Source organism: Streptomyces sp. MAI_2237 (genome assembly GCF_054189285.1).
This window is the reverse complement of record NZ_JAJPGQ010000003.1, coordinates 2,881,926-2,900,605: the sequence shown is the minus strand read 5'-3', so window position 1 is coordinate 2,900,605 and position 18,680 is coordinate 2,881,926. Positions and strand designations below refer to the sequence as shown.

General features: G+C 72.0%; 15 protein-coding genes. 6 read left to right on the top strand and 9 right to left on the bottom strand.

Translation table 11 applies throughout. From position 1 onward, the window contains the following. Positions 1 to 5: 5 nt before the first annotated feature. Positions 6 to 140 carry a hypothetical protein gene (locus tag LN251_RS23735; RefSeq protein ID WP_458246144.1) on the top strand — a complete coding sequence of 45 codons (135 nt, stop codon included), beginning with the start codon at positions 6 to 8 and terminating at the stop codon, positions 138 to 140. Here LN251_RS23735 and LN251_RS23730 read toward each other — a convergent pair. From LN251_RS23730 to LN251_RS23710, 5 genes are all read right to left on the bottom strand, one after another. Next, the gene (locus LN251_RS23730; RefSeq protein WP_458246143.1) at positions 121 to 3,393 is read right to left on the bottom strand and encodes a GH92 family glycosyl hydrolase; all 3,273 of its coding nucleotides are present in this window, start codon (positions 3,391 to 3,393) and stop codon (positions 121 to 123) included. The two genes, LN251_RS23735 and LN251_RS23730, sit on opposite strands and share 20 nt — an antisense overlap. A 342-nt stretch (positions 3,394 to 3,735) precedes the next feature. Beyond that, complete coding sequence (locus LN251_RS23725; RefSeq protein WP_458246142.1) at positions 3,736 to 4,815, bottom strand: lytic polysaccharide monooxygenase; 1,080 nt, start codon at positions 4,813 to 4,815, stop codon at positions 3,736 to 3,738. Between the two features lie 324 nt (positions 4,816 to 5,139). Beyond that, a complete protein-coding gene (locus LN251_RS23720) occupies positions 5,140 to 5,742 on the bottom strand; it encodes an HD domain-containing protein (RefSeq protein ID WP_458246141.1) in 603 nt (200 codons plus the stop codon). Positions 5,743 to 5,816: 74 nt separating this feature from the next. Beyond that, the gene (locus LN251_RS23715) at positions 5,817 to 7,313 is read right to left on the bottom strand and encodes a sensor histidine kinase (protein ID WP_458246140.1); all 1,497 of its coding nucleotides are present in this window, start codon (positions 7,311 to 7,313) and stop codon (positions 5,817 to 5,819) included. 249 nt (positions 7,314 to 7,562) lie between these two features. Then, positions 7,563 to 10,373, bottom strand: coding sequence for an aconitate hydratase (locus tag LN251_RS23710; protein WP_458246139.1), 2,811 nt, complete (start codon positions 10,371 to 10,373; stop codon positions 7,563 to 7,565). 276 nt (positions 10,374 to 10,649) lie between these two features. Between LN251_RS23710 and LN251_RS23705 the strand changes: the two genes are divergently transcribed. The 4 genes from LN251_RS23705 (at position 10,650) to LN251_RS23690 (ending at position 14,365) form a co-directional block, all read left to right on the top strand. After that, positions 10,650 to 10,847 (top strand): DUF4236 domain-containing protein, encoded by a 198-nt coding sequence (locus LN251_RS23705; protein ID WP_351476984.1) that lies wholly within the window; start codon positions 10,650 to 10,652, stop codon positions 10,845 to 10,847. A gap of 64 nt (positions 10,848 to 10,911) precedes the next feature. After that, positions 10,912 to 12,441, top strand: a complete 1,530-nt coding sequence (locus LN251_RS23700; RefSeq protein ID WP_458246138.1) for a helix-turn-helix domain-containing protein — start codon at positions 10,912 to 10,914, stop codon at positions 12,439 to 12,441. A gap of 393 nt (positions 12,442 to 12,834) precedes the next feature. Then, positions 12,835 to 13,419 carry a lamin tail domain-containing protein gene (locus LN251_RS23695; RefSeq protein ID WP_458246137.1) on the top strand — a complete coding sequence of 195 codons (585 nt, stop codon included), beginning with the start codon at positions 12,835 to 12,837 and terminating at the stop codon, positions 13,417 to 13,419. Positions 13,420 to 13,594: 175 nt separating this feature from the next. Next, positions 13,595 to 14,365, top strand: coding sequence for a hypothetical protein (locus LN251_RS23690; protein WP_458246136.1), 771 nt, complete (start codon positions 13,595 to 13,597; stop codon positions 14,363 to 14,365). A 338-nt stretch (positions 14,366 to 14,703) separates the two neighbouring features. Here LN251_RS23690 and LN251_RS23685 read toward each other — a convergent pair whose 3' ends face one another. Next, the gene (locus tag LN251_RS23685; protein WP_458246135.1) at positions 14,704 to 16,125 is read right to left on the bottom strand and encodes a hypothetical protein; all 1,422 of its coding nucleotides are present in this window, start codon (positions 16,123 to 16,125) and stop codon (positions 14,704 to 14,706) included. Between the two features lie 109 nt (positions 16,126 to 16,234). Beyond that, positions 16,235 to 16,660, bottom strand: coding sequence for a DUF6299 family protein (locus LN251_RS23680; RefSeq protein ID WP_458246134.1), 426 nt, complete (start codon positions 16,658 to 16,660; stop codon positions 16,235 to 16,237). A 227-nt stretch (positions 16,661 to 16,887) separates the two neighbouring features. Here LN251_RS23680 and LN251_RS23675 point away from each other — a divergent pair, with 227 nt between their 5' ends. Then, on the top strand, positions 16,888 to 17,082 hold the full coding sequence (locus LN251_RS23675; RefSeq protein ID WP_058922454.1) for a DUF5999 family protein: 195 nt from the start codon (positions 16,888 to 16,890) through the stop codon (positions 17,080 to 17,082). Between the two features lie 24 nt (positions 17,083 to 17,106). Here LN251_RS23675 and LN251_RS23670 read toward each other — a convergent pair whose 3' ends face one another. Both LN251_RS23670 and LN251_RS23665 read right to left on the bottom strand, forming a co-directional pair. Beyond that, complete coding sequence (locus LN251_RS23670; protein ID WP_458246133.1) at positions 17,107 to 17,505, bottom strand: RidA family protein; 399 nt, start codon at positions 17,503 to 17,505, stop codon at positions 17,107 to 17,109. After that, complete coding sequence (locus tag LN251_RS23665; protein ID WP_458246132.1) at positions 17,502 to 18,626, bottom strand: acyl-CoA dehydrogenase family protein; 1,125 nt, start codon at positions 18,624 to 18,626, stop codon at positions 17,502 to 17,504. Before LN251_RS23665 ends, LN251_RS23670 begins: the two co-directional genes overlap by 4 nt. Positions 18,627 to 18,680: the final 54 nt, after the last annotated feature.

Genomic DNA, 18,680 nt, shown 5'->3' with positions numbered 1-18,680 from the left:
CACAAGTGAGCGGCGCGGACCCCCGCAAGGAGATCCGCGCCTATCCCTGCAACGGCCGCGAGGGCGGCGACGCGGTACGTGTGCGCCGCCGGCTCGACTGGCCGGCCGCCCTGCCGGAGGTCAGCCCGTCGCGACGGTGAACACGTGCAGGTCCGCGTTCCGCGGCAGCTTCACGCTCGCGATCGTCTTCCCCTCCGGTGCCGTGAAGGGCTTGGTGGCGAAGACGTACGTCGCCACCGGGTCCTTGTCGGCGCCTGCGACATTGCGGTACGCGGTCCTGGCGACGACCTCGTTGCCGTACTGGACGGTGCCGCCGCCTCCGCCGACGGTCCAGTCGGTGAAGGACAGGTCGACGGTGTCGGTGCCGCCGTCGGAGTAGGTGACGGTGGCCTGGGTCTGCTGGTTGCCGTTGACGGCACTGCCGACGAAGGACAACGTGTGGACGCCGTCGCTCAGTCGGATGGTCTGCCCGTCGGCGGCGACGTTGTCCGGGCGGCCGCTCGGCGAGGCGGGCCAGGTGAAGGCGAGACCCTGCGCCGTGCCCTGCCCGCCCGGGGTGAGCCCGGCCGCCGCGAGGGCCTGGCGGGAGTAGCTCCAGCCGCCACCGTCGTAGTCGGCCTCGTCGTGGTCGCCCTGGTCGTCGGAGACGCCGGTGTTGTCGTAGGCGGCGAGCAGGGTGCCGGGGGCCGCGACGGTCAGGGCGACGGGCTGCTCGTAGGAGGTGCCCTGCGAGGTCACGGTGACCTTGACGTCGTAGAAGCCCTGCTCGGTGTCCTCCGCCGCGGCGAGGGTGATCTCCTGCTTTCCGTCGGCGACCGTCCCTTGCGCGGGCGTGGCGGTGATCCCGTCCGGTGTCTCGACCCTGAACCGCACCTCGGGGCCCGCGCCGCCACTCATCGACAGCGCGCGGATGCCGACCTTCGCGCTCCCGCCCGGTGCGAAGGTCGCCGTGGTCGGACCGACACCGATCTGGTACGGCTGCTCGCCCGCGCGGAAGGAGGGCGGCGCGTCGGACGGGTCACCGCCCCAGGCCTTGTCCGGCGTACCGGAGAGCGTGAAGTCCAGCCGCCCGCCGTCCCGGACGAAGGACGCCGGGAGCCAGGGCCGACCGCTGGCGCGGCCGTCGACCTTCAGCGAGGTGACGTACGGCGCGTCGGCGGCGGCACCCGTCGCACGGACCGAGATGTCGTTGCCGTGCGGGCGGTCGATCTCGATGCGCGGGAACAGCGGTGAGGCCAGGACGAGTTCGGCACGCGAGGGGACCTGGGGGTACATGCCGAGGGCGGAGAAGACGTACCAGGCGGACATCGCGCCGAGGTCGTCGTTGCCGGGGATGCCACCGGGCTCGGTGGACCACAGCTGCCTCATCGCCGCGCGGACGGTCTCCTGCGCCTTGTACGGGGCACCCGCGTAGTCGTACAGGTAGGGCACGTTGATCGACGGTTCGTTGTCCAGCTCGGACTTGTCGCCGCCGCTGCCGGTGAAGGCCCAACTGCCGTCGCTGTCGTGGAAGAAGGCGTCGAGCCGGGCCCGCGCCTCGTCCCTGCCGCCCATCGCCGCGAAGAGCCCGGCCGGGTCGTGCTGGACCATCCAGGTGTACTGGGCGGCCGTCCCCTCGACGAAGCCGTTGCCGGTGGCCGGGGTGAAGCCGGTGACCCAGCTGCCGTCCGCCTTGCGGTTGGCGATGTAGCCGCCGGTGGGGTCGGCGGCGACGTTGAAGTTGTTCTGCCACCACTGCGCCCGCCCGGCGAAGGCCGCCGCCATGTCCTTCTCCCCTGCCGCGGCGGCGAGTTGGGAGAGCGAGAAGTCGGCGCCGGACATCTCCAGGGTCTCCGCGGCGCCGCCCCAGGCGTTGGACACGGACGGCATGTAGTGCAGCTTCAGGTACTTGTCGAGCGAAGGCCGCTGGCCGACCGACAGGACGGGCTTGCCGGCCGCGGACAGGTCCTGCGCGGTCGGCACGGTGGCCGCCCGGACCAGGGACGTCAGCGCGCCGCGCAGGTCGAAGTCCGTGCCGCCGAAGGCGCGGATGCCGGCGAGGGCGGTCGGGGACGGATCGCCGTTCATGACGTGGGTGCCGCTCGCGCCGTGCAGCCAGCGGTCCCAGACGCCGCCGTTCTGCCCGGCGAGCTCGTACAGCGACTGGGCGATGTCGGAGCCGGTCCGCGGGTCGAGGAGGGTGAGCAGCTGCACCTGGTCGCGGTAGACGTCCCAGCCGGAGAAGGTGCCGTACTGCGCCCGGTGGCCGCCGCCGACCCTGTGCACCTTGCCGTCGCTGCCGCGGTAGCGGCGGTCGGCGTCGCTGATGACGTTCGGGTGCAGGAGGGAGTGGTAGAGCGCGGTGTAGAAGGTGGTGCGCTCCTCGTCGGTGCCGCCGCCGACGCGGACGGCGTCGAGCCGGTCGCGCCAGGCCCGGCGGGCCGCGCCCCGCACGGCGTCGAAGGAGCGGTGCGGCGGGTTCTCGGCGGCGAGGTTCGCCTCGGCGCCCGCCCGGCTGACGTAGGAGATGCCGACCTTGACGCCTACGGGGCCGTCGCCGGGGGCGAACTCGACGTAGCCGCCCGCGCCCTTGCCGGCGACGGGCCGCCCACCGTGGGAGAAGCCGCCGGTGCCGCCGGAGGCCGAGGTCGAGCCCGGGGTCAGTGTGTCGTCCTGCCAGGTGCCGGTCGCCTTGAAGGCGCGGTCGAAGCGGGCGGTGAAGTACAGCGTGTAGTAGGAGCGTTGGCCTTCGGGGTCGAGATAGCCGCAGAAGTTCCCGGAGGTCACCGAGCCGGACACGGTACGGGTCTTCGGGTCGATGGTGACCGAGGAATCGGCGGAGCCCACCTCGGAGTTGGCGGTGCGGATGAGCAGCGAGGCCGGTTTGTCCGCGGGGTAGGTGAAGCGGGCCGAGCCGGTGCGGGCCGTGGCCGTGAGGTCGGCGGTGACGCCCGACGCGAGGCCGACCTTGTAGTGGCCGGGCTCGGCCGTCTCGTCGGCGTGGCGGAAGTCGGAGGCGTAGACGGTGTCCTTGGTGTCGCTCGCGGGCGACGAGGTGACCTCACCGGCGTAGGGGAAGAACGGGATGTCGCCGCTGCCGCCCGCGCAGCCCGTGCCCGACATGTGGGTGAGGCTGAAGCCTCTGATACGGGTGGCGTCGTACTGGTAGCCGCCCGGCGCCGCCGTCCGGGTGGCGTCGCCTCTGGTGTTCTCGGGGCTGAAGGAGAACATGCCGAACGGGGTGACGGCGCCCGGGAAGACGTCGCCGCCGTTCTTGGTGCCGATGAGGGGATCGACGTACGGGGTGGGGTCCTTGAGCAGGTCGGGGGGTGCCGCGGTGGCCGCCAGGGCGGGCGTGGCACCGGTGACCGCCAGGACGGCGGCCAGCAGCAGGGACGTAGGACGCAAACGCATGACGCGGCCCCTCCTCCTTCGGACGGGTCGCGCACCACAGGTCGCACAAGCCGCAGGGACAGTAGCGTGCGTCACGCGTACCACGGAAGAGCGCGTCCGCGGGCGGGGGCACACCGCGAAGGCATCCGTACGGGACAACCGGGCAGGCCAACTCGATTGACAGCGTTGTCGGTTGACGCGGTAAAGTCATGTGCAGACCAATAGACAACGTTGTCGTCGCACCGCGGCGTCGCCACAAGCCAGCACCACCCGGACAGGTACTCCCCCGGCCTGCCCGGCTCGCGGACCCGGTGGAGCGCCATGCCGCCACCGGGTCCGCCCCGAGCCCGAGCGCGGGCCGGGTCAGCCGACCTGGCAGGGAAGGGTCGTCGTCGTATCCCCACCGTCGCCCTGGACGACATAGCCGAAGGTCGTGCTATGCCCCGGGCTCAGCGATCCGTTCCAGTCGGCGTTGTGGACCATCACGTCCTGGCCGGTGTAGGTCGCGTTGCCGTTCCACAGGCTCGCCACCGACTGACCGCCGGGCAGCGTGAAGTCGACCATCCAGCCCAGCATGGGGACGTCGCCGGTGTTGGTGACGGTGACCTCGGACTGGTAGCCGCCGCTCCAACTCCCCGTGGTCTTACGGGTGGCGGAGCAGGCGCCCGGGACGGGGTCGGTGGGGTTGCCCGGGTCGTGGATGCCGGTCACCTCCCCGTGGCCGCCGTCGAAGACGACGTCGGAGCAGGAGTAGAAGGTCTCCGCGCTGTCCGAGCGCTGCCAGACCATGTAGACGATATGGCGCCCGGACTTGTTGTCGGGCAGCTTGCCGGACCAGGAGTAGTTGGCCTCGACCGTGCCCGGAGTGCCGTTCAGGGGCGGGTGGTCGATCGTGAGGAAGGGCTTGTCCTCGAGGTCGTTCCAGGTGAGCGGCTTGGTCGGGTCGAAGCCGTCCTTGGTGACGTAGACGTAGAACCAACCCGGGTGCGCCGCCCAGGCGTTGTAGGAGAAGTCGACGGTCGCACCCGAGGTGAGGTGGGTGAGGGGCCAGTCGTTCCGCGGGAGGTCGAAGCCGGTGAAGTTGGGGTTGCCGCCGCTGCACAGCTCGCCGTCCGGCACGAAGCCGCGGGTGCGGCCGGCGCCGTCGGAGCGCAGCACGGAGAACCAGTTGTAGAACGGCGTGGTCCCGCTGACCTGTTGGGCCGCCTTGCACGCCGGGTTGACGGGCTTGATCTCACCGGTGTCGGTGAGGGCGTCCCGCCAGCACAGGAAGGTGCGGCTGCCGGGTTTCATGGGCGTGCCGTGGGCCTCGGCCCTCCCGCCCGCCGTGACGACGAGGGCGAGGGCCGGGAGCGTGGCGAGCAGGGAGACCAGGACGAGGAAGAGGGCCCGGGTGCGGGACGAGGACGCTAATCGACCCGATCTGGTGAGTGACAGGATCATGACAGGCAACATCCTTCGGGTACGGCCGTACGGCGCGAGGTGCGGTGCGAGTGCCGGTGGTGTGGGGGGTGGCGCGAGTGCGGGGTGCGGAGTGCGGCGCAGGGGCGAGGTGCGCGCACGTATGGAGGGTGCGCGTGAGCTGCCGAGCGGGGTGGGAGCGGCCCGAGGGCGACGGGTTCCGGTCCGCCGCTCTCATGGGAGCGCTCCCACCCTGCCTGTGGGGGAAGTTAGCGCTGCGGGGCCGTCTTGTAAACGGCTGACGCGGCACGCCACTCGAATACGGCACTGTCCCAGCCGACGCCGCCTGCGGCTCTCCTGGGCGTCTCAGCGCGGCTGCCGCACCGGATAGGCCGCCTGGAAGGCCAGTCGGCCGTCGGCGTCCCGGCCGAGGGCGGTGAGCACGTCGTCGAAGGCCAGGAACTCCTCCCACACCGCCCGTCCGCTCGCTGCCGCGAGCCGCGCGACGACCAGGTCCTCCAGGTCCTGGACCCGCCTGCCCTTCCAGATCTTGTCGGCGACGCTCACCAGCAGGTCCTCGAGGGTGGTGTCCGGCCTGTTCCAGTCCGCGTGGCCGGCGGCGAAACGAGCCCGGGCGGGATCGACGCCACGCGCGAGGAGCAGTGCGCGACCCGCGGCCTCGTGGGCGGAACCGGGACCGGACAGTTCGTCGGGGTGCAGGGTCTTGCCGATGTCGTGCGTCGCGGCTCCGAACAGCACGGCGTCGGCGTCGAGCGGCACCGACGGATGCTCGCGCGCCATCCAGTCGACGAGCCGGCACGCGACGTCGTGCACGGCCCGCAGATGAGCCGCGAGACGAGGTGGTGCGTCCAACTCCCGCAGCAATCCCTCTACTTGATCACCGAGAGGACGCAGCGGCGGATCACCGTCGTCGTGCAGGGCGCGGTGGAGGAGGTCGATGGCCGTCACGACGCCAGGGTAGGGCCGAGGGCTCTTCCGGGACCTGTCTTCCGTCCCGGCGGAGCCCCGCCGTGCGGACGCGCTCAGTGCAGGGCGTGGCCGGAGGTGGAGGGGTGCCTCGCCAAAACGGTGTCGACCGCCGGGAGTTGGACGGTGAACTCCGTTCGGCCCGGGGTGCTCTCCACGTCGATCCCCCCTCTGTGTGCCGAGACGACGGCTGCCGTGACCGTCAGGCCCAGGCCGGAGCCGCCCTTCGTTCCCGGGGGGCGGGTTCGGGAGGGGCCGGCTCGGGTGAAGGGGTCGAAGACCGTGGGCAGCAGTTCGGGCGGGATTCCCGGCCCGTCGTCCCGTACGCGCACCACGCACCGCTCGCCCGTCGCCTCGACCTCGACCACCACCGTGGTGCCGGCGGGCGTGTGCACACGGGCGTTGGCCAGCAGGTTGGCCAACGCCTGCTGGAGCCTGGCCCGGTCGCCGACGACGAGGGCGGGCACCTCGTCGAGGTGCAGCGCGAGCCGCCAGTGGCGGTGGCCGTCGTCCGACGCCCGGGCCTGCCACACCGCCTCGGCGACGACGGCCGCGAGATCGACCTCGGCCTGCTCCAGGGGGCGCCCGCCGTCCAGCCGGGCCAGCAGCAGCAGGTCCTCCACCAGTCCCGTCATCCGCGCCGACTCCGCCGACACCGTCCGCCAGGCCAGCACCGGCTCGACCCGGTCCGTGCCGCGGTTCATCAGCTCCGCGTACCCGGCGATGGAGGCGAGCGGCGTGCGCAGTTCGTGGCTGGCGTCGGTCAGGAAGCGCCGCATGCGTTCCTCGCTGCGCTGCCGCTCGGCGAGGGAGGTCTCCACATGGTCGATCATCCGGTTGAGGGCCGCGGCGACCTGGCCGGCCTCGCTGCCGGAGTCGGCGTCCCGGACGGGGACCCGGGTCAGGCCGGTGACCTCACCGTGGTCCAGCGGGATGCGGGTGACCGCGGCGGCGGTGGCGGCGACCCGGCCCAGGGGGCGCAGTTGCCGCCGTATGACCACCGCGCAGACGCCGCCCGCGACCACCAGACCGGCCGCCGCCACCGCGGCCTCGGCCGCCACGAGTGCGCCGATCGTGTCCCGGACGTCGCCCATCGGCAGTCCCGCCAGGACACGTATGTCGCCCGACCGCGCGGCGGCGATCCGGTAGACGCCGAGTCCGGGCACCGCACGGGTGTGCTCGGACCCGTCGGTCGCGATGCCCCGCAGGGCGGCGCGCTGGTCCGCGGTGAGGTTCAGCGGTGAGGCGTCCCGGCGGACGACGGCCGCCAAGACGACGCCGCCGTCCGCGTCCAGCCGGGCGGCGAGCATCCCTGCGGGGTGGCCGTTCTCGGTGAGGAAGGACAGCCCCGCCCGGTCGTCCGGGTGCAGCTCGGCCCCGCCCAGGCTGCGGGCGACCTCGTCGCCGACCCGCTCGTCCAGCTCGCCCATGAGGGAGGCACGCTGGAGGAGCGCCGTGGTGCCGGCCATCGCGGCGCACACGGCGACCAGGGTGGCGGTGACGAAGAGCAGCAGGCGCGTGCGCAGGGAGCGGCCGCACGGGCGGGCGGTCATCTGCGCCCCTCGGACGGCCAGGTGACGGCCGCGTCGGTGCGGGCGGGCGCGTCGACGACGGGCCCGCGGACGCGGCCGGTGTGGAACCCCAGGGTGCCTGACATGTCTCGATGCTGTCCCGGTCCACTGTCGGAACCCTGTGTTCAGCCTGAGGGTGGGTGATGACATCGGGCGGACACGGCGGAAGGGCCGCACCCCCGACATACGGGGATACGGCCCTTCCTGTGCTCAACTGCCCTGCCGTACCGCTTACTTGCGGATCAGGCTGCGCAGCACGTACTGCATGATGCCGCCGTTGCGGTAGTAGTCGGCCTCACCGGGGGTGTCGATGCGGACGACCGCGTCGAACTCGACGCCCGTGTCGGTGGTGACCTTCACCGTGCGCGGGGTGGTGCCCTCGTTCAGCTCGGTGACGCCGGTGATGGAGAAGGTCTCCTCGCCGGTCAGGCCGAGGGACTGCGCCGAGGCGCCCTCGGGGTACTGCAGCGGCAGGACGCCCATGCCGATGAGGTTCGAGCGGTGGATGCGCTCGTAGGACTCGGCGATGACGGCCTTGACGCCGAGGAGGGCCGTGCCCTTGGCCGCCCAGTCGCGGGACGAGCCGGAGCCGTACTCCTTGCCGGCCAGGACGACCAGCGGGATGCCCTGGTCGATGTAGTTGCGGGAGGCGTCGTAGATGAACGACACCGGCGCGTCGGCCTGGGTGAAGTCGCGGGTGTAGCCGCCCTCGGTGTCCGGCGCGATCTGGTTGCGCAGGCGGATGTTGGCGAACGTGCCGCGGATCATGACCTCGTGGTTGCCTCGGCGGGAGCCGTAGGAGTTGAAGTCACGACGCTCCACACCGTGCTCGGTGAGGTACTGACCGGCCGGGGTGTCGGCCTTGATGGCACCGGCGGGCGAGATGTGGTCGGTGGTCACCGAGTCGCCCAGCTTGGCCAGGACCCGGGCGCCGGTGATGTCGGAGACCGGGGTGGTCTCCATCGTCATGCCCTCGAAGTACGGGGGCTTGCGCACGTAGGTCGACTCGGCATCCCACTCGAAGGTGTTGCCGGTCGGGATCGGCAGCGCCTGCCACTGGGCGTCGCCCGCGAAGACGTCGGAGTAGGACTTGCTGAACATGTCCTCGCCGATGGCGTTCGCCACGACGTCGTTGACCTCGGCCTCGGAGGGCCAGATGTCCTTCAGGAAGACCGGGTTGCCGTCCTGGTCGACACCGAGCGCGTCCTTGGTGATGTCCACCTTCATGGAGCCCGCGATGGCGTACGCGACGACCAGCGGCGGGGAGGCCAGGTAGTTCATCTTGACGTCGGGGTTGATCCGGCCCTCGAAGTTGCGGTTGCCGGAGAGGACCGAGGTGACCGCGAGGTCGTGGTCGTTGACCGCCTTGGAGACCTCCTCCGGCAGCGGGCCGGAGTTGCCGATGCAGGTGGTGCAGCCGTAGCCGACGAGGTTGAAGCCGACCTTGTCGAGGTAGGGAGTCAGACCCGCCTTGTCGAAGTAGTCGGTGACGACCTTGGAGCCCGGGGCGAGGGTGGTCTTGACCCACGGCTTGCGGGTCAGGCCCTTCTCGACCGCCTTCTTGGCCACCAGGGCGGCGGCGACCATGACGTACGGGTTCGAAGTGTTGGTGCAGGAGGTGATGGCCGCGACCGTCACCGCGCCGTGGTCGATCTCGTACGTCGAGCCGTCGGGGGCGGTCACGGTGACCGGGTTGGACGGGACGGCACCGGTGCCCTGGCCGTGCTGCGGGGCGCCGGCACCGTTCTCCTCGTGGCCGTAGGCCGGGGCGTCGGAGGCCGGGAAGGACTCGGCGCTCGCCTCGTCGACCACGGAGGAGGCGGCGGCCGGCGTCTGGGCGACGGGGGCCTCGACGTAGTTGAGGACGTCCTTGGCGAACTGCTGGGCGGCCTCGGCGAGGACGATGCGGTCCTGCGGGCGCTTCGGGCCGGCGATGGAGGGGACGACCGTGGACAGGTCGAGCTCCAGCTTCTCGGAGAAGTCCGGCTCGGCCTTCGGGTCCAGCCACAGGCCCTGCTGCTTGGCGTACGCCTCGACGAGCGCGAGCTGCTGCTCGGAGCGGCCCGTGAGCTTGAGGTACTTGATGGTCTCGTCGTCGATCGGGAAGATCGCGGCGGTGGAGCCGAACTCCGGCGACATGTTGCCGATGGTGGCGCGGTTGGCCAGCGAGGTGGCGGCGACGCCCTCGCCGTAGAACTCGACGAACTTGCCGACCACACCGTGCTTGCGGAGCATCTCGGTGATGGTGAGCACCAGGTCGGTGGCGGTGGTGCCGGTGGGCAGCTCGCCGGTCAGCTTGAAGCCGACCACGCGCGGGATGAGCATGGAGACCGGCTGGCCGAGCATCGCGGCCTCGGCCTCGATGCCGCCGACGCCCCAGCCGAGCACACCGAGGCCGTTGACCATGGTGGTGTGGGAGTCGGTGCCGACCAGGGTGTCGGGGTAGGCCTGACCGTTGCGGACCATGACGGTGCGGGCCAGGTGCTCGATGTTCACCTGGTGGACGATGCCGGTGCCCGGCGGGACGACCTTGAAGTCGTCGAACGCGGTCTGGCCCCAGCGCAGGAACTGGTAGCGCTCGCGGTTGCGGCCGTACTCCAGCTCGACGTTCTGCGCGAACGCGTCGTTCGTGCCGAACTTGTCGGCGATGACGGAGTGGTCGATGACCAGCTCGGCCGGGGAGAGCGGGTTGACCTTCGCGGGGTCGCCGCCCAGTTCCTTGACGGCCTCACGCATGGTCGCGAGGTCCACGACACAGGGAACGCCGGTGAAGTCCTGCATGATCACGCGGGCCGGCGTGAACTGGATCTCCTGGCTGGGCTGGGCCTGCGAGTCCCAGCCGCCGAGGGCGCGGATGTGGTCGGCGGTGATGTTCGCGCCGTCCTCCGTGCGGAGCAGGTTCTCCAGCAGGACCTTGAGGCTGTACGGCAGCCGGGCCGAGCCCTCCACCTTGTCCAGCCGGAAGATCTCGTACGACTCGTCGCCCACCTGCAGCGTGCTGCGGGCGTCGAAGCTGTTCGCCGACACGACAGTCTCCTTCATTGATGTGCGCGTACCACCACGATCCTGCCGCCTCGGCATCTCGGCCGATCCGCTAAGGCAATGCTAAGTTAGGTAACCCTTAGTGCCAGACTCGACGGCGGCTGCGGCTGCGGTGCTCCTCGGCAGATATCTCGATGTCGAGATAACTCTAGTACATGGGGGCGGGATGGTCATGCCCGGGCCCGGCCCGTCGTGCCGCGATCCGGCGAGGCGAGCCATCAGCGCGCCGACTCGGGGTAGCCGGGAGATGTCATGCACCCAGTGAAAGGAGGCGCGATGCCCCTCACGTTCCGCAAGAGTTTCCGGATCCTCCCCGGAGTGCGGCTGAACATCAACCGGCACTCGTGGTCCATCACCACCGGCGGCAAGAACGGGCCGCGGCACACGCACAGCAGCACCGGACGTCGTACGACATCGATGGATTTGCCCGGACCTTTCGGGTGGCGGCGGACCCGTACGGAGAGGCGGGGTTGACGGGTCATCACCCGAACGGGCCCCCCGGGATGCCCCATCTCATATCTGAGATAGCCTCAACCTCATGTCAGACGACTACCTCGTACGCATCGGCAAGCTCATCCGTGACGCCCGGCAACACCGAGGCTGGACACAGGCGCAACTCGCGGAGGCGCTCGGCACCAGTCAGAGCGCGGTCAACCGCATCGAGCGCGGAAACCAGAACATCAGCCTTGAGATGATCGCCCGAATCGGTGAAGCCCTGGAGAGTGAAATCGTCTCTCTGGGCTACGCGGGCCCGATGCATCTGCGGGTGGTCGGCGGCCGTCGGCTGTCCGGGGCCATCGACGTCAAGACGAGCAAGAACGCGTGCGTGGCGCTGCTCTGTGCGTCCCTGCTCAACAAGGGACGCACGGTGCTGCGCCGCGTCGCGCGGATCGAGGAGGTCTACCGGCTCCTCGAGGTTCTCAACTCCATCGGCGTCAAGACCCGCTGGGTCAACGGCGGGGTCGACCTGGAGATCGTGCCGCCGGCCGACCTGGACATGGGGGCGATCGACGCCGACGCGGCGGTGCGGACGCGGTCCATCATCATGTTCCTCGGTCCGCTGCTGCACCGGATGGACCGCTTCAAGCTGCCCTACGCCGGCGGCTGCGACCTCGGCACCCGGACCATCGAGCCGCACATGATCGCGCTGCGCCGGTTCGGTCTGGACGTCGCCGCCACCGAGGGCCAGTACCACGCCCAGGTGGACCGGGGCGTGCGGCCCGACCGCCCGATCGTGCTGACCGAGCGCGGGGACACCGTCACCGAGAACGCGCTGCTGGCCGCCGCCCGGCACGACGGCGTCACGGTCATCCGCAACGCGTCCTCCAACTACATGGTCCAGGACCTGTGTTTCTTCCTGGAGACGCTCGGCGTCCGGGTCGAGGGCATCGGCACGACGACCCTCACCGTGCACGGGGTGCCCGACATCGACGTCGACGTCGACTACTCCCCCTCCGAGGACCCGGTCGAGGCGATGAGCCTGCTGGCCGCGGCCGTCGTCACGGAGTCGGAGCTGACGGTGCGCCGGGTGCCGATCGAGTTCCTGGAGATCGAGCTCGCGGTCCTGGAGGAGATGGGCCTCGACCACGACCGCACGCCGGAGTACTTCGCCGACAACGGCCGTACCCGCCTGGTGGACCTGACCGTCCGGCCCTCCAAGCTCGAAGCCCCGATCGACAAGATCCACCCCATGCCCTTCCCGGGCCTGAACATCGACAACGTCCCGTTCTTCGCGGCGATCGCGGCCGTCGCCCAGGGCAAGACCCTGATCCACGACTGGGTCTACGACAACCGGGCGATCTACCTGACGGACCTCAACCGCCTCGGCGGCCGGCTGCAGTTGCTCGACCCGCACCGGGTACTGGTCGAGGGCCCGACGCGCTGGCGGGCCGCCGAGATGATGTGCCCGCCGGCCCTGCGGCCCGCCGTGGTCGTCCTGCTGGCGATGATGGCGGCCGAGGGCACGTCCGTCCTGCGCAACGTCTACGTCATCAACCGCGGCTACGAGGACCTCGCCGAGCGCCTGAACACCATCGGGGCGCAGATCGAGATCTTCCGGGACATCTGACGGGCCACCGGGACATCCGACGGACCATGGGGCGCCGCCGATCGGGGGCGCCCCTTCGCGTCGGGCTGTTACTCACTTTCGGATGACGGCGTCCTCGCCGGTGGGGTGGCGAAGCCTGGCGGACAGATGCCGTATTCCCGTGTTTTCAGGCATCTTGCGCCCGATACGCCGTCAACATGACGCATTCGGCTGGTAAGTGGTCGATACATCCGACAGTTATGGATGTCTGTCGGATCTGTAATAAACCCATGTATGTCCCTCATCGGACGTGGGGGTTCGGTGCAGGGTGTGGATGTGCGGCCGACCGGTCGCCACCCGCACAACGCACCTCGCCGGCCTGCGGTTTCATCACCGTGCCGGGGTGTGCACACACCCTTGCGAAGGGGGACACCCGTGTCCGTTTCTGCTTCCGTCCGTCGTCTGACCGCCGCTGCGGCCGTCGCCGCCGCAGTCGTCGGTGGCGCCGCGCTGCCCGCCGCTGCCGCCGACGCCCACCCCGGCGGCGCGTACCACGGTTCGGTGTTCATCAGCGCCGTGCATCACGCCTCCCCGTGGCGTGACGGCCGGTCCAACCGGTCGCTGAACCAGGAGTGGGCGGACGTCACCAACGACTCCCGCCGGGCGGTGAACCTGGACCACTGGACGCTGTCCGACCGGGACGGTCACACCTACACCTTCCACCACGTCCTGCTGCAGGGCCGCTCGACCGTCCGTGTCCACACCGGTGTGGGCCGGGACTCCAGGAGCGACGTCTACCAGGACCGCCGCGGCTTCGTGTGGGACAGGAACTTCGACACGGCGACGCTGCGCGACGAGCGCGGCCGGCTGGTCGACGAGACCTCCTGGGGCCGTCACGACCGCGACGGCGGGCGGCGCGACGGGGACCGCCGCCAGGACCGCGACGGGTGGGACGGGCGTCACGACCGCGACGGCGACCGCCACGACCGCGACGGGCGGCACGGCGACTTCCGCCGCTGAGCGACCGGCGCGCCGGCCTCACCGGCCGGCTGAATGACCGATTGCGCGCCGCCCCTCGGCTCGGGGCGGCGCGCACTCATCAGGAGAGTGTCGTCAGGGGGCGTTCAACACGTGCAACACACTCGGCCGGGCGGGGCGTGCGCCGGAGCGTCCCGGAGCACCGACCATTGCCTGCATGACGCAGGTGCTGGACCGGGATGGTCAACGACAAGCGGTTCTTCGGCATTTGACGGCACCGTACTTCGCACCGGCCGGTCTCGACGTCTGGGCGGAGGCGGTCGACCGGTGCGTGAGGGAGGGGCTGGAGATACTGGGCGGGCGCGAACGCGCCGATCTCATGGGCGACTTCGCGCTGCCGCTGACCGCGACCGTCGGCGCGCACGTCTTCGGACTGCCGCCCGCCCACGCGCCGCACATGATGGAGCTCGCCGGGCGGCTGTTCGGCCATGAAGACGCGCGGACTCCCGGTATGCGGGCCGCGCAACGGGAGTTCGGTCTGCTGGTCGAGGAGGCGCTGCGGACCAAGGCCGAGCTGCCCGCCGACGACGTGATCGGCGCCCTCGTCCGCGCCCGGCACGGCGGCGCGATCTCCGGGCGCGAACTGCGGGAGCAGGCGGGCGAGCTGCTGATCGGCGCGTCGGGCACCACCGCGATCCGTCTCGCCTACGGCGCCGCCCTGCTGCTGCGGCACCCGCAGACCCTCGGCCGTGTGCCGGCCGTGGACCTCGTGCCGGTCCTGGAGGAGCTGCTCGGGCCGCGGCTGACGGCCCCGTCCGCCGTCGGCGCCCCGCTCGCCCGCCGCGTCGCCGCTGCCGCGCTGCCCGCGCTGTTCGCCCGGTTCCCCGGCATGCGGCTGGTCGGCGAGCTCACCGACATCGTGTGGCGGGGCGCGATCGGGGACCGGCGGCCGGTGGCCGTACGGGTGCTGCTGGACGTACGCGCGTGACCGCGGCCGCGGGAGGAGCGTGAAGGACGGCCGACGCCCCGGCCACGGGAAGCACCTGAAGGACGGCCGACGCCCCGACCGCGGCAAGGGCCGGAAGGACGGCGGGGGCGGCGGCCGCGGGAGCCACGTGAAGGTCAGGCGGGGCGGCGGCCGCGGAAGCCGCGTGAAGGTCGGCCCAGGCACCGGCCGGGGCAGGCACGTGAAGGGCGGCCGGGGCGGCGGCCGCGGCAGGCGCGTGAACGTCGGCCGGGACAGCGGCCGCGGCAGGCGCGTGCAGGTCGGCCGGGGCGGCGGCCGTGGGAGCCGGATGAAGCTCGGTCGCGGCGGCGGCTTCTTCGTCACGCAGGGCTGCCAGTACGTCGGCCGTCGTCAGAGGGTCGGTCATGGGACCACTGTGGCCGCCCGGAGCGGCCGCCGTCCGCACCGGTACTCCGTTCGGCCCCGGATATCACCCTCGCCCACAACTCCGCCACCGCGGGACTGCGCCGGTAGGGGCGAAGCTCCTGCCGGATCCCGGCGAGACGCTGGGTGACCTGCTGGGAATGAACCCGGGGAGCCTCGTCGAGGCAGCGGTGCCACAGCGCGCAGGCCTCCTCCAGCCGACCCTGCGCGAGGAGCAGTTCGGCGGTGCCGGCCAGGGTGAGCACCCGCGTCCGGTTGCGGTGTGCCTCGCGTTCGCGCAGGGAGAGCTCGTAGGCGCGCAGCGCCGGGGCGGACTCGCCCAGCGCGCGCAGCACTTGGGCCTGCTGGTAGGCGAAGTCGGCGTGGGCGTAGTGCGTGAACGGGCCCGCGACGCTGTCGGCCCGCTCCAGCCACCGCTCGGCCCGCAGCAGGGTGCGTACCGCCGTGCGCGGCAGCCCACTCATCGCCTGGCCGAGCGCGCACTGGGTCAGCACGTAGGCGTGGGTGCCGGGCGAGGCCGTGCTCGGCACCGTCTCCGCGGCGGTCTCCGCCAGCCGCAGGGCCGAGGCCGGGGCGCCCAGGCGCAGCGCCTGCCCGCTCAGCGCCCGCAGCCCGATGGCGTACAGCCGCCTGTCGCCGGCGTGGGCGGCCAGCGCCAGGGAGATTTCGTGGGCCTGCTGGGCCTGGCCCTCGGCGCCCATGTCGGCGGCGGACTGGGCGAGGAGGTGGGCGAGTTGGGCCGCGCCGGCGAACAGCGCACGGTGGCCCGGTTCCTCTCCCCGTCGGCGCAGCCACGGGGTGACGACGTCGGAGAGGTAGCCGGCCAGCACCGTGCGGGTGTAGCCGCCGCCGAAGGCGTCGAGGTGGAAGGCGCAGAAGGCGGCGGTGTCCCGCATGGACCTGATCTCCAGGGCGAGGTCCGCCGGTTCGTGCGGGCCGTCGGCGGCGGCGCGGTCGGCGGGGCCGCCGGGCAGGGGCGCGCCGGGCCGGAAGGGGACCGCGCGGGCCGCGGCCCGCAGACGCGGGTCCGCCTCGGCGCCGGCCAGGTCGCCGAGGCGGGCGACGGCGTCCGGGGCGGTGTCGAAACCACGTACCGGAGTGGTCTGGAAACCCGCGTCGAAGGGCGTGACCGGCCGGCCCAGCCGCTCGCTCAGCGCGTGGCAGAGCAGTTCCACGGTGAACGAGCGGGGCCGGGTGCCGGCCAGCCAGTGCGCGACCGAGGTCCGGTCGTACCGGGTCGGCTGCCCGCGCAGGGCAGCCAGCCGGTTGACGTGCCGGGCGAGTGCCTCGTGCGTCAGCCGGGCCTCGGTGACGAGCAGTCGTAAACGGTGGTTCGGAGAGCGACGGTGCGAGGCCACGGGCATCTCCACGGGTCCGACCAGGTAACCGTCCGGGCTGCTGCGTGTACAGCGCAATGGTAAGCGGGGGCGGTTCGCCCGGTGCCCCCGAGGTACCGGCCGGCCGCTCTCAGTCGCGGGTCAAGGTGACGTCCTGCCGCTGGACCGCGTGGAAGCGCGGCAGGGGCAAGCCGCTCAAGGGGCGCAGCTCCATGACCGTGGCCTCGACGCTCGCGGTGCCGGCGTCGAGGGCTTCCGTGGGCTTGCCCGAGTTCTGCCAGCGGTGGTCCTGGCCGTCGCACACCGCGCTGGTGCCGCCGATGCCCTGGCGGACGTCCGGCTTCGCCTGGCTGACGGAGGAGCTGACGAAGGCCGGGCCGGTGTTGCCGAGGCAGCGGTAGGTGCCGGAGAGCGTCACGGTGCCGTCTGCGGCGACGGTGCCGGTGGGGTCGACGGTCACCGTCTCGTACGGGTCCGCGGCGGCCGGCGTGGTGGGGGCGGTGAGCAGGAGCAGCGCGGCACCGGCCGCGAGGCCCAGGGCGGGGCGGACGAACATGGAGACCTCCTGAAGGTGGGGCTTCCACTAGGTACCGGCCGGGGCCTTCCGGGGCGGTGACCGTCACCCCTTCGGCGGCGAGTCCGCGTCGAGGGTCGTGGAACCGTCCGGGAGTTGTCCGGGTGTTGTCACGCTTCCCGCCGGGGCGTTCCGGTGGGTTCGCGTCCGCGGGATGGTCTGTGCAACGGGTCCGTACGCAGCGGTCCCGGCCGATGTGGAGGTGCGCCATGTGTTCCCACCAGCCTTCGTGCCCTTCCTCCGACAGCCGCGCCGCGCACATCGTGGCGGCCCACCCCGAGCAGGGCTGGAGCCTGCGGTGCGACGGCGCGATCGTCTTCGACGACTCGGGCGAGCTGACGGCCGACGGCCGCGTCGTCGACCCGCACCGCGTACCGGCCGAGCGCCTGGCCGTGGCCGCCTGACCGCCGCCTGAACCCGGCCGTGGCCTACGGCAGTACGGCGAAGCCGTCGAGTTCCACCAGCGCCTTCTCGTCCCACAGCCGTACGACCTCGACGACCGCCATCGCGGGGTAGTCCCGGCCCGCCAGGTCCCGCCACACGCGGCCGAGCCGGCCGGCGTGCTCGCGGTAGGCGGCGACGTCCGTGGCGTAGACGGTGACGCGGGCCAGGTCGGACGGGGTGCCGCCGGCGGCCGCGAGAGCCGCGAGCAGGTTGCCCAGGGCCCGTTCGAACTGTTCGGGGAGGGTGTCGCCGACCACCTTGCCGTCGGTGTCCAGGGCGGTCTGGCCGGCCAGGAAGACGACCCTGCTGCCGGTGGCGACGACCGCGTGGGAGAAGCCGGCCGGCGGGGACAGCTCACTGGGGTTGATGCGTTCCGCGGTCACCGCGCCTCCCGGTTCCGGTACAGCTCCTTGGCGATGATGTCCCGCTGGACCTCGCTGGCGCCCTCGTAGATGCGTGGCGCGCGGACCTCGCGGTAGAGGTGTTCGAGCAGGTGGCCGCGGCGCAGGGCGCGGGCGCCGTGCAACTGGACCGCGGCGTCGACGACGTACTGCGCGGTCTCGGTGGCGAGCAGCTTCGCCATCGCCGCGCGCCGGGGGACGTCCGGGGCCCCTTCGTCGTACGCGGACGCCGCCGCGTACACCATGAGCCGGGCCGCGTCCGTGCGCAGGGCCATCTCGGCGACCCGGTGGGCGACCGTCTGCAGGTCGCGCAGCTTGCCTCCGAAGGCGTCCCGGCGGGAGGTGTGGGCGAGGGTCGCGTCCAGCGCCGCCTGGGCCATGCCGACGGCGAAGGCGCCGACGCTGGGCCGGAAGAGGTTGAGGGTGCCCATCGCGACCCGGAACCCCCCGTCCGCCTCGCCGATCACGTCGTCCGCGGTGACCGGCACCGCGTCGAAGTCGAGGGCGCCGATGGGGTGCGGGGAGAGCATGTCGAGGGCGGTGCCGGTGAGGCCGGGGCGGTCGGCGGGCACCAGGAAGGCGGTCACGCCGCGTGACCCGGCGCCGGGGGTGGTGCGGGCGAAGACGGTGTAGAAGTCGGCCTCGGGGGCGTTGGAGATCCAGCACTTCTCGCCGACGAGACGCCAGCCGCCGCTCCCGTCGGGCTGTGCGGTCAGTGTCAGGGCCGCCGCGTCCGAGCCGGCCCCCGGCTCGCTCAGCGCGAACGCCGCCACCGCCGTGCCGTCGGACACCCGGGGCAGCCAGCGCTCGCGCTGGGCCGGGGTGCCGTACGCGTGCACGGGGTGGGCGCCCAGGCCCTGGAGCGCGAGCGCCGTCTCGGCCTCGGTGCAGGTGTGGGCGAGGGACTCGCGCATCAGGCACAGGTCGAGCGCGCCCGAGGTGAACAGCCGGTCCAGGAGCCCGAGTCTGCCGAGTTCGGCGACGAGCGGGCGGTTGACGTGCCCCGGTTCGCCCTTCTCGGCCAGCGGGCGCAGCCGCTCGGCGGCCGTGCGCAGCTCCGCGCACCAGGCGATCTGTGCCGGTTCGAGCGAGAATGCGGGCATCGCCGGTCCCCTCTCTGCCGTTTCCACCTCGACCGTATCGCGCTCCATTGACTG

What these genes read in the sequence shown, in the direction of transcription:
- LN251_RS23700 (WP_458246138.1), top strand. Translation starts at nt 10,912, where the DNA reads ATGTCAGACGACTACCTCGTACGCATCGGCAAGCTCATCCGTGACGCC.
- LN251_RS23710 (WP_458246139.1), bottom strand. Translation starts at nt 10,373, where the DNA reads ATGAAGGAGACTGTCGTGTCGGCGAACAGCTTCGACGCCCGCAGCACG.
- LN251_RS23725 (WP_458246142.1), bottom strand. Translation starts at nt 4,815, where the DNA reads ATGATCCTGTCACTCACCAGATCGGGTCGATTAGCGTCCTCGTCCCGC.
- LN251_RS23690 (WP_458246136.1), top strand. Translation starts at nt 13,595, where the DNA reads ATGACGCAGGTGCTGGACCGGGATGGTCAACGACAAGCGGTTCTTCGG.
- LN251_RS23715 (WP_458246140.1), bottom strand. Translation starts at nt 7,313, where the DNA reads ATGACCGCCCGCCCGTGCGGCCGCTCCCTGCGCACGCGCCTGCTGCTC.
- LN251_RS23730 (WP_458246143.1), bottom strand. Translation starts at nt 3,393, where the DNA reads ATGCGTTTGCGTCCTACGTCCCTGCTGCTGGCCGCCGTCCTGGCGGTC.
- LN251_RS23705 (WP_351476984.1), top strand. Translation starts at nt 10,650, where the DNA reads ATGCCCCTCACGTTCCGCAAGAGTTTCCGGATCCTCCCCGGAGTGCGG.
- LN251_RS23680 (WP_458246134.1), bottom strand. Translation starts at nt 16,660, where the DNA reads ATGTTCGTCCGCCCCGCCCTGGGCCTCGCGGCCGGTGCCGCGCTGCTC.
- LN251_RS23675 (WP_058922454.1), top strand. Translation starts at nt 16,888, where the DNA reads ATGTGTTCCCACCAGCCTTCGTGCCCTTCCTCCGACAGCCGCGCCGCG.
- LN251_RS23665 (WP_458246132.1), bottom strand. Translation starts at nt 18,626, where the DNA reads ATGCCCGCATTCTCGCTCGAACCGGCACAGATCGCCTGGTGCGCGGAG.